This is a genomic window from Plastoroseomonas hellenica, from assembly GCF_018129085.1.
Classification (GTDB): domain Bacteria; phylum Pseudomonadota; class Alphaproteobacteria; order Acetobacterales; family Acetobacteraceae; genus Plastoroseomonas; species Plastoroseomonas hellenica.
This window is the reverse complement of the sequence record NZ_JAAGBB010000100.1, coordinates 1-10428: the sequence shown is the minus strand read 5'-3', so window position 1 is coordinate 10428 and position 10428 is coordinate 1. Positions and strand designations below refer to the sequence as shown.

Annotated in this window: 9 protein-coding genes; 2 read left to right on the top strand and 7 right to left on the bottom strand. The window is 69.2% G+C overall.

The genetic code is table 11. From position 1 onward, the window contains the following. Positions 1–149 precede the first annotated feature (149 nt). Together GXW71_RS33615 and acdA are read right to left on the bottom strand one after the other, a co-directional pair. Positions 150–1493: a tetratricopeptide repeat protein gene (locus tag GXW71_RS33615; RefSeq protein ID WP_211858293.1), complete on the bottom strand. Its 1344-nt coding sequence runs from the start codon at positions 1491–1493 to the stop codon at positions 150–152. Between the two features lie 94 nt (positions 1494–1587). Beyond that, positions 1588–2811 carry a 3-sulfinopropanoyl-CoA desulfinase gene (gene acdA / locus GXW71_RS33610; RefSeq protein WP_211858291.1) on the bottom strand — a complete coding sequence of 408 codons (1224 nt, stop codon included), beginning with the start codon at positions 2809–2811 and terminating at the stop codon, positions 1588–1590. Between the two features lie 102 nt (positions 2812–2913). On the opposite strand from acdA, the gene GXW71_RS33605 reads away from it, so the two are divergent. Beyond that, entirely contained in the window at positions 2914–3813 is a 900-nt protein-coding gene (locus tag GXW71_RS33605; protein WP_211858289.1) for a LysR family transcriptional regulator, read from the top strand. Here the strand turns inward: GXW71_RS33605 and GXW71_RS33600 are convergent. The 5 genes from GXW71_RS33600 to GXW71_RS33580 all read right to left on the bottom strand — a co-directional run bounded on the left by GXW71_RS33600 (position 3810) and on the right by GXW71_RS33580 (position 9811). Beyond that, the gene (locus GXW71_RS33600) at positions 3810–5417 is read right to left on the bottom strand and encodes a thiamine pyrophosphate-binding protein (protein WP_211858287.1); all 1608 of its coding nucleotides are present in this window, start codon (positions 5415–5417) and stop codon (positions 3810–3812) included. The genes GXW71_RS33605 and GXW71_RS33600 overlap by 4 nt on opposite strands. A gap of 254 nt (positions 5418–5671) precedes the next feature. Next, positions 5672–5950, bottom strand: a complete 279-nt coding sequence (locus tag GXW71_RS33595; protein ID WP_211858285.1) for an HPP family protein — start codon at positions 5948–5950, stop codon at positions 5672–5674. Between the two features lie 248 nt (positions 5951–6198). After that, positions 6199–7545 carry a ribosome biogenesis GTPase Der gene (der, locus tag GXW71_RS33590; protein ID WP_211858283.1) on the bottom strand — a complete coding sequence of 449 codons (1347 nt, stop codon included), beginning with the start codon at positions 7543–7545 and terminating at the stop codon, positions 6199–6201. Between the two features lie 272 nt (positions 7546–7817). Then, complete coding sequence (locus GXW71_RS33585) at positions 7818–9152, bottom strand: outer membrane protein assembly factor BamB family protein (protein ID WP_211858278.1); 1335 nt, start codon at positions 9150–9152, stop codon at positions 7818–7820. A gap of 8 nt (positions 9153–9160) precedes the next feature. Further along, positions 9161–9811: a tetratricopeptide repeat protein gene (locus GXW71_RS33580; protein ID WP_211858276.1), complete on the bottom strand. Its 651-nt coding sequence runs from the start codon at positions 9809–9811 to the stop codon at positions 9161–9163. A 104-nt stretch (positions 9812–9915) separates the two neighbouring features. Between GXW71_RS33580 and GXW71_RS33575 the strand changes: the two genes are divergently transcribed. Beyond that, a partial coding sequence (locus tag GXW71_RS33575; protein ID WP_211858274.1) for a hypothetical protein occupies positions 9916–10428 on the top strand: 513 nt, incomplete at its 3' end.

Below are 10428 nucleotides of genomic sequence, written 5' to 3'. Positions count from 1 at the left end.
TGCCACGGAGGGCAGGGAATTGTCGGGCGGCATCGCGATCAGCGCGCCATCCGGCACGCTCGCCGCCATCGCCTCCAGGCTGATCGGGGTCATGTGGTTTCCTTCGTCGCAGCGAGGACGGATGTGGAAGAGAAGCGAGACATCACCGTTCAGGCTGCCTCGAAGATTCTCCTGGCGACATCGCGATGGCGCTCGATCGCCGCCTGATTGCGGGGGCGCAGCCTGACGCGCTCGGCCAGGAGCATCCGCGTCTGCGAGAGCCGCTTGGCGCGCATGGTGGCCTCGATCAGGTACTGGTCGATGATATCGCGCTGCGCATGGCTCGCGCCGATCGCCGCATCATTGTTGTGCAGCGGTGCGAGAAAGTCGACGGCAGCCGCGTATTCTCCCTGCTCGAAGGCCAGAACCCCTCTGCACAGTGGCAGGCCGAGCGTCCGGACCACCGCAGCGCTGTCCGTCTGATCATCGGCCGCGAATTCGTCCATCGACTCCAGGAGCCGCTCGGCCGCCTGGAAGCGGCGCTGCTTGGCGAGCGCCATCATGTAGTGCAGATCGGTGAAGATGAGCCCATGGTCGCCGATGTTCTTTTCAGCGAAGTCCGCCAGTCCGAGCCAGCGATCGCCGACATCGACATTCAGGAGCTCCAGGCGCGCCAGCAGCGAGGCCGCATTCTGGATGTCCAGGTAGAATGTCGAGCCGTCATTCCGAACGGACCGATCGTAAAGGGCCAGGACCTCGTCGTACTGCCGGCTCTCGAGATGAAAGAGCGCGAGGTGCCACCATAGATGGCCCTTGAAGGGATTGCGGTCCGACCAGGCATCTTCCGGGCGCGCGAGCCAGGCGATGCCCTCCTCCTGCCGGTCTTCCATCTCAAGCACATGGGCGACAGCATGGATGGCCCAGAGATCATTCGCGTTGTGCTCGACGGCCATGCGGCCGAAGCGCTCGGCTTCCCGGTACTGGCCGCATTCCTCATAGCCGAAGGCCAGCATGCCGAGGACATTCCCATAGCCCGGTATGTCTTCGGACCAGACATCCAGCACCGACGCCGCGCCACCGCGGAGGGAATGCTGGCGGCCCGTCCAGAAGCAATTGAAGTGATGCAGGCGGAGCGCGACGATATCCAGCGGGCTGTCGCAGAGGATCTGTTCCCACAGCAGGATCGCCCGACCGGTCTTCCCGTCGGCCCAGGCCCGCAGCGCCTCGATATGCATCCGCTCGCGCGGCGTCGCAGCGCCGGCGCAGGCCTCCGCGGCGCGGAGCGCGGATTTCGCGGCATTCAGGACCGAGAACGACCCGTACATCATGAACTGATAGCCGCGCAGGCAATGCGCCAGGGCGAAGTCCGGATCCGCCGCGATCACCTCCTTGATCGTCTGCATCGTGCTCAGGCGGTACTCGAGCAGGCTCTGCTGGGCGAGGTTGTAGAGCCGCGCCGCCTCCTGGCTGGACGTCGTCAGGCGATAGCCCTGAGGATCCTTCACGTCGATCACCCCCTACATCCCATGTTCGTCGCGACGGAGCGCATCGCCTCCGGAAAATCGCCGAAGTCCCGCAATGCCGTGCGGCAGGCGGGGCCGGCGTTTCCTACTCGGCCGCCAGCCTCGTGGCGCTACGCTGATAGCCGTCGCGCGTCTGCGGCAGCTTCCAGCCGAGGAGGCGGCTGGCGATCTGCGTCCGCAGCACCTGCGCGGTGCCACCGCCGATCGTGAACATCCGCGCATCGCGCGCCATGCGCTCGAGCGGCAGGTTCCGGGAGTAGCCTCGCGCGCCGAAGACCTGCAGCGCGTCGGTCGTGACCTTGATCGCCATCTCGGAGGCCAGCACCTTCGCCTGCGCCGCTAGCAGGGGATCCGGGAAGGGATCGGCGCTGGCCGCCGCATTGTAGAGCGCCAGGCGCGCCGCACTGAGCTGGATGGACATGTCCGCGAGCATCCACTGAAGCCCCTGGAACTCGGCGATCGGACGGCCGAACTGCTCACGTGACTTGGCATAGGCGAGCGCCAGTTCGTATGCGCCCTGCGCAAGCCCGAGCGCCACAGTCCCCGCCCCGACACGCTGGCTGTTGTAGGCATTCATCAGCTCGGCGAAGCCGCGCCGCCATCCGCCAGGCGGCTGCAGCGCCATCGCCACCGGAACCTCGGCATTCTCCATGATCACTTCGCTCTCGGGAATGCCGCGGAGGCCCATGGTGGGCTCCCGCCTCCCGATCCTGAAGCCCTTCGCCTCGGCCGCCTTCGGGTCGTCCCGGACGATCATGAACCCGCCGATGCCCTGCTCCTGGCCGGCTTCATCGAAGACGCGCGCGAAGACGAGGTGCAGTTTGGAAACCCCTGCGCCGGTGATCCAGTGCTTCTTCCCGTTCAGCACGTAGACGTCGCCACGCTTGACCGCGGAGGTCGTCATCTCCGTCGCGGCGGAGCCGGCATCGGGTTCGGTGATGCAGATCGCCGGTTTGTCGCCGGCCAGCACGATCTCGGCGGCCAGCTTCTTCTGTGCCTCCGTGCCGTAGCGCATCACGGCGGAGATCGCGCCCATATTGGCCTCGACCGCGATGCGGCCGGTCACGCCGCAGACGCGCGCCATCTCCTCGATGATCAGGACGGCATCGAAGAAGCTGCCGCCGGCGCCGCCATGCTCCTTCGGGATCGTGTAGCCGATCAGGCCGGCCTTGGTGAGCTCGCGGACATTGTCCCAAGGATAGGCTTCGGTGCGGTCGGTCTCTGCGGCGCGGCCGCGCACGAAGCCCTCCGCCACCTCCCGCGCCAGACCCTGCAGCCGCACCTGATCCGGCGTCAGATTGAACAGCATGGAACATCCCCGTCAGCAGCTCTGCGACGACAATGCCATGGGGCTTTAGAAGCGAAAGCGATAAAAATTTGCAGGCATAATGAGCAAAACTTATGATACTCCATGGCCATCAAGCATCTGAAAACATTGATCATGATCGCCGAGTGCGGCGGCTTCAGCGCCGCCGCGGAGAGGCTGTTCATCACCCAATCGGCGGTCAGCCTGCAGATGAAGGCGCTCGAGGAGGAATGGCGGGTGACGCTCTTCGACCGGAAGACCCGCCCCCCTGTGCTGAATCGGCAAGGCTGGATGCTCGTTCGGCGGGCGAGGATCGTGGTCGAGCAGTATGACGCCCTGAAAGCCGCCGCGGGAGCTCCGGCATCGGAGCTCATCGGCTCCTTGCGCATCGGCGTCGTGCCGTCCGCTGCCACGGATCTTCTGCCGGATGTCCTGCTCCGGCTGCGCCATGCCCATCCAGGCCTGACGACGCGCGCGGAGAGCGGGCTTTCGGCGGAGCTTCTGTTCAAGGTCGGACAAGGGCGTCTCGACGCGGCAGTGGTGACCGAACCGGATCGCCTGGATGTCGGCATGGTCGCCGACCTGGTCCGCCAGGAGGAGCTGAAGCTCTTCGCGCACCAGGATCTCGTCCTGCCGGATCTGGATAACATGCTGTCGACCCGCCCGTTCATCCGGTTCAGCAACGCCATGGGCGTTGGCCGGATCGTCGACGAGGCGTTGCGCTCCAGGGGCATCAAAGTGAATGCCATCCTGGAGCTCGACTCCATCGAAGCCATTCTCGGCATGGTCCATCTCGGGCTCGGCATCGCCATCATTCCCGAGCACTCGACCTCGCGTCGGCTGGCTGGACCCCTGCGCGAACTGTCGCTCGTGCCGCCGATCACACGGAATCTCGTGCTGGTCGCCAGACGCGAGCAAGCCGAGCAGCCGGCGATCGGGATTCTCAGTGAGACCTTCCGGTCCGTCGCCGGCCGCGAGGTCGGGACCGGTCCGGAACCCCGCTAGATCCGCCCATCATAGGCCTTGCGCGGCAGGCGGCAGGCGATGACGCTGAACGTGGATGCCGCGAGGGATTGCTCGATCGCCGCAGCCAGATCATCCCGGTTGCCGACGTCGAACCCCAGGCCACCCAGCGCCCGGCCCACGGCCGCGAAATCGGTGCCGCCGAAGTCGACGCCGAGGTTCGACTGATTGTTGGCGCGCTGCTTGATCTCGATGAGCGACAGCGACTCATCGGCGAAGACGATGACGATGACCGGTGTCTTCGCATCGCGGGCGGTCGCCAGCTCGCCAAGCGTCATCTCCAGACAGGCGTCGCCGGTGAAGACCGCCACCGGCCGCTCCGGGTCTGCCAGCTTGGCGCCTATCCCCAGAGGGAGCGAACAACCCATGGTGCAAAGGCCGGATGACTGCATGAGGGATCTCGGCTCGTAGCAGTCCCACACCTGCGACAGGAGGATGCGGTGTGCTCCGCTGTCCGCCGAGGCCAGCGTATCGTGCGGCAGCAGACTGCGGGCGACATCGACGATGGCCGCCGGGCCCCAGCTTTCGTCCGTGCGGTAGATCGCCAAGAGCTGCTGCCGGATCGCGCTCACCTCATCCTCTGTCCAGCGCGAGGCGCGCGCGACCCCTGCACGCAAGGTCGCGAGCCCCTGGCGGACGTTGCCGACGAAGGAGATGGAAGCCTGGTGCATGTAGTGCGTGTTGCGCGTTGCGGAGAACTCGACCACATCAGCCGTTCCGTCCCAGACATTGCGCCACCCAACCCGCATTTCGATCGGGTCATAGCCGGCCAACAGGATCAGGTCGGCATCGCGCAGCAGCGGCAGCAGGATCTTGTCGGCCTGCGGCGACAGCCCTGCACCCCCGAGCACCAGGCCATGCCGCTCATCGACAATGCCTTTGGCCTTGTATGTGGTGATGAGGGGAATGCCCAACTCCCCGACGAGCCGACGAACTTCGTCCTCGGCATGGTGGTAGAGCGCATCGACCCCCGCGATCATCATCGGGCGCTTTGCCTGCGCGAGCCATTCGCGCGCCTGCTGCAGCGCGGGCGATGGTGCGGGAGAGGCCAGGGCCGGAGCAGCGCTGAGCATGACATTGGCGGCCGGCACCTCCTGCGTCGCCACGGAGATGGGCACGTCGATATGGACGGGGCCGGGCGGGTCGGCGACCGCGATCGCGATCGCCTTGTCGATCAGCGCCTCGGCGGCGCCGGCGGTCATGCGCAGTGACGCCTTGGTGACGGGCCGCATCAGCGCCGCGTGGTCGAATACCTGGTGCGTGTAGGTGGCCGCCTCCTCCTCATCGACGCAGCCGGTGATGAAGAGCATGGGCACGCGGTCCTGCAGCGCATTGGCCACGACATTGACGGCGTTGGCGACGCCCGGACCGAGGGTCGCGATCAGCACGCCGGGCGCGCCGGTGCGATGGAACACGCCTTCCGCCATGAAGCCGCCGGAGTTCTCATGCTTGACCAGCGTGAACTTCACGCCGGCGTCGTCGATGCCCTTCATGACGGCGAGCACCTCACCGCCCGGGATGCCGAAGGCGTGGCGACAGCCCGCGCGGTGCAGGCGTTCGCCGATGATCTCTGCAACTGTGGCCATTCAACGATCCCCGGAGACTATCGAGACCGTCAGGTTAGCGACGGAGTCGCCAGAGGAATAATTCTGAATTCTCGGGCAATCGATGAGATAAGCTCATCGCTCCTCCGATCGCCGCGGCCTCCATCATGCCGTGGGCCGATGTGCCGCTCGCCGGTTAGGGGATCGCGCTCTGCCGCACCGCCTGACGCTGGGCAGGCAGGCGGCCCATGGCGCTCAGCAAATCCGTCTGGGAGATCAGGCCGAGCACGCGGTTCTCAGGATCCGTGACGATGACCGCATGGGTTCTGCCATCGGTGACTCGCGGGAACCGCGAAGAGCAGCACGGCCGAGGCACCCATCGGTGCCACCAATAGGGGCAGATGCGGGCCGCGTTCCAGCAGTACCCCGCAGACGAGGCCGGTCAGGCCGGTGCCAAGCAGCGAACCGAGGCAGGCGATCAGTCGCTCGCGCAGCGTCGCCCCGGCGAGGATCGGCACGAACAGGCGGCGGGACACGCGCGACGGAGAAGAAACTGGATCCGGATTTCGGGACATGGCTGACATCTCTCGCCGCGGGCGAGCGGGCGGCGGATTGCATGAGGTTGTTGGAGCGGGCTGGACGCTTGCGGGCAGGTTCAGGCTGAGATGCGGTTCGCCCGGGGTATCGGGGGGTCAGAGCCGCAAAGATCAAGCCGGCGCGCCTGCATCCCAGGCCGGCAGAGAGATCAGCCCAGCGGCGCAGAAGCACGGGTCGCAGCGGCACCCTTGCCTGTCCGCCCGGGCGAAGCCCCCAGCCGCCTCAACTAATCCTCGTCCTTGTCCGCGTAAGGGTTCGTCGTCCCGCGCGCCTGCAGGCGGATCGGCACGCCCGGCAGGTCGAAGACGTCCCGGAAACTGTTCACGAGATAGCGGCGGTAGTCCTCGGGCAATTGCTCGGCGCGGGTGCCGAAGACCAGCAAGGTCGGTGGCCGCGCCTTGGTCTGGGTCGCGTAGCGCAGCTTGATGCGCTTGCCCTCGACCAGCGGCGTCGGATGGCGCGACAGCGCGCCTTCGAACCAGCGGTTCAGCGCCCCGGTCGGCACCCGCTTGTTCCAGAATGCATAGGTCTTGCGCACCGCCGGCATCAGCTTCTCGACGCCCTTGCCGGTCGCGGCCGACATCGGCACCACGGCGACGCCCTTCGACTGCGCGAGCGAGGCCATCAGCACGTCGTCCAGCCGACGGCGCGTGGCACTGCGATCCTCGACCGCATCCCATTTGTTGAAGGCGACGACGACGGCGCGGCCCTCGCGCTCGGCCAGGCGGGCGATGCGCAGGTCCTGCTCGTCCATGCCGAGCAGCGCGTCGACCACCAGCACCGCGACCTCGCAGTCGCGCAGCGCCTCGATCGAGGCGCCGGTGCTCATCTTCTCGAGCTTCTCCTCGACCCGCGCCTTCTTGCGGAGGCCGGCGGTGTCGACAACGCGCACCCGCCCCTCGGCGTCGCGGAACTCGACGGAGACGGCATCGCGGGTGAGGCCCGGCTCGGGGCCGGTTATCATCCGCTCCTCGCCCAGCAGCGTGTTCAGCAGCGTCGACTTGCCGGCATTGGGGCGGCCGATGATGGCCAGGCGCAGCGGGCGATCGGGGTCGTGCTCATCCTCCTCCGCATCGGCCTCGGGCAGGCGTTCCAGGATGGCGCCGATGAGGCCGCCGAAGCCTTCGCCATGCTCGGCCGAAACCGCGACGGGATCGCCGAGGCCGAGCTCATAAGCCTCCATCGCCGCGGTGGCGCCGCCCTTGCCCTCTGCCTTGTTGGCGACCAGCAGCACGGGAACCGGGGCGCGGCGCAGCCATTCGGCGAAGGCACGGTCCGACGGCGTCAGGCCGGCGCGGGCATCGACGACAAAAAGGGCGAGGTCGGCTTCCTGCAGCGCGGCCTCGCTGCTCGCGGTCATGCGGCCGGCGAGGGTCGTCGGCGCCGCTTCCTCCAGCCCTGCGGTATCGATGAAGCGGATGCGCCGGCCGCCATAGGACTGGAAGCCTTCCTTGCGGTCGCGCGTCACCCCGGGCGTGTCGTCCACCAGGGCGATCCTGCGGCCGACGAGGCGGTTGAACAGCGAAGACTTGCCGACATTGGGCCGGCCGAGGACAGCGACGGTGACAGGCATGGGGGTTTCCGGGCGAGCCACCGGGGCCCGCGCCGGCCTTCCTTACCGCGCAGCGCCCACCAGGGCTACCCCAACCTCAGCGGGTCTGCGCCCCCGCGGCCGCAGGCCGCCACCCATCCTTGCGGGGCGAGCGTAGCGATGCCCCGGGGCCGCGAATGCGGCCCCGCGCGCGACCATCAGCCGCGCCCAGTGCGCCCTGACAGCGCGAAAGCCAAGGGCGCGGATGCGCCCGCCGGCGCCTGAGGCCCCAAAATAACCTCCTTACCTTGCGCTTAGCGCAAGGCAACGAGCGTGGCGTCATCCGTCGCCACGAAGAGCGTGCCATTGGCATAGGCCGGCTGGATGGTGACGCCGCCCGGCATGCGCTGGCGGCCGGTGACGCGGCCATCGCTGGGGTCGAGGGAGATCAGCTCCCGCGTGGAAGCGCCGATGATCAGCCGCCCGCCGAGCAGCAAGGGCGTCGCCAGCACGCCCGGGGCGCGGTTGTCGCGGTCGGCGGGCGCCAGGCTGACGGCCCAGCGCACCCGGCCGTCATCGCGGCCGATCGCCGCCGCCTCCCCCACATCGGTCACGGCGAAGACCCAGTCGCCGGCCACGCAAGGCGCATTGCCGCCGCCGAACTCGCGTTCCCAGAGGCGGCGCCCCGAACGCAGGTCGACCGCGACCGAAAGGCCGCCCATGCCGACCGCGATGACGCGGCCATCGGCGATCACCGGCAGGGCGCGGATACCCGCGGCCGCGACCTCGGCCAGGCTGGTGCCGCCAGCCGGCGCCAGGCTTTCGGTCCAAAGGACGCGGCCATCGGCGACGCGGAGCGCCACCAGCTCGCCGGAGGCGAAGCCGGCGACCGCCGTCTCGCCATCGACCGCGGGCGCCGGCAGGCCGAGCGGCACCGTTGGCGTCGCCGTCGCGCGATGGGTCCAGACCCGGCGCCCGTCGCTGGTGTCGAGGCCGAGCAACTGGTTCTCGATGGTCGGCACCAGGATCCGGTTGCCGACGACGGTGGGCGAGCCGCGCGTCGGCGCCGGCAGATTGGCGCGCCAGCGCGGCCGGCCATTCGCGGGATCGAGCGCGATCACCTCCGCGAGGCCGGTCGTGACGTAGAGCGTGCCGTCGGCGAAGGCGAGGCCGGCGCCGACCGCGCCGTCGCTCTCGTTCTCGCGCTCCGAATCGAAGCGCCAGCGGCGGCCGCCGCGCGCGGCGTCGAAGGCGGTGACGATGCCGTAGGCATCCGCGGCGACGACCATGTCACCGGCGACCACCGGCGAACTGGTGATGCGGCGGCGATAGGAGGAACCAGTGCCGAAGCTGCCCCGCCACGCCTCCGACAACTGCCCTGCCAGCTCGAGATGCCCGGGCGCGTGGGAGAGGGTGCCGCCGGCCTGCGGCCAGTCGGCGCGGGGCGCGGGCGGCGGCAGGGTGACGCTGGCGGTAAAGCCCGCATCCCCTTCCAGCCGGCGGTCCGGGATCTGGGACAGCACCGGGACGCGGGTGCCCGGCAGGGGCCGCCGGCTGCTGCCGAAGATATCGTCGATGGTCTCGCAGCCGGCGACGGCCAGGCCGGCGCCGCCGAGCAGCGCGGCGCGCCGCGTGAACCCCTTGTGCATCAAGCCCCCTACCCCTCGATTTCGCGCGCCAGGCGCAGCGCCCTGTCGCGGACGCCCTGCGGCGCGGTCACGTCTTCGGCCAGCGCGCTCAGCGCCCGCTTGGCCTCGGCCTTCTGGCCGCGGCGCAGATCGACCAGCGCCGACAACTCGAGCGCCGAGGCCCGCCAGGGCGCGCCCGCCGCGGTCAGCGGCGCGATGCGGGCGGCGAGCAGCGCCGGATCGGCGTCGTCGAGCCCATGCAGCACCCAGAGCAGGCTGGCGAGATCCCGGTACAGCGGATCGGCGGCATTGTCGGAAGCGACGGCATCGAGCGTGGCGCGGGCCGCGTTGCGATCCCCGGCCTGGGCCTGCAGCGCCGCTTCGTTCAGGCGCGCCAGTGTCCGGTAGCCGGCGGGCGACTCCGCGGCAACGGCGGCGAAGCGCTGGGCGGCCTCGGCAGCATTGGCGCCTTCCGCCTCGGCCGCCGTCTGGGCGGTCAGGAAGGCGGCGGCGGCGTGCTGGGCCTGGCGCTGCTGCCAATACTGCCACCCCTGCCAGCCGGCGATGCCGCCGACCACCAGGAACAGGGCCGCGGCGAAGAGGACGCCGTATCGCCGCCAGAACTGCCGGGTGCGTTCGGCGCGGTACTCTTCCTCGACCTCGTCGAAGATATCGGGCACTGGCAGTCCTTCGTCCCTGGAGCGTGATGGCCTGAGGCCGGCAAAGGGGGGCTTCATACAGGGCCGGTGGCAAAGCGTTAAGCCCGGCCGCGGCAAGATGCCGCATGCGCGCCACTCTCGCCATCGTGACCCTGATCCCCCTGCTGGCCGCCTGCGAGGCGGCGGGACCGATCGCGGTCGTGGCTGGCGGCTCCGTCGCCGTGATGGGGCGGACGCCGGTCGATGTGGTCGCGTCCCTGGTCACCGGCCGGGACTGCTCCGTGGTGCGGCTCGATCGCCGCCAGAGCTATTGCGCCCCCACGGAGGAGCCCCCGGCGGCGCAGCCCTATTGCACCCGTAGCCTCGGCAGCGTCGATTGCTGGACGGTGCCGCCCCATGCCCGGCCGCCCTATCGCGGCGTGGCGGACGGGCCGAATACCCTGAACGCGGCGCAGGAAGCGGACCGGACCGCCTGGGGACCCGGCCTCGCCGTGGCCCTGGCGCCGGCGGCGGTCGTCGTCACCCCGCCCCCGCCCATCGTGGTCGTGGCCCCGCCGCCGGTCGTGGTGGCGCCCCCGGTCACCATGGAGCCGATCCCGAACCCGCCGGAGCGGCCGCGCCAGCCACGGCCCCGTGCC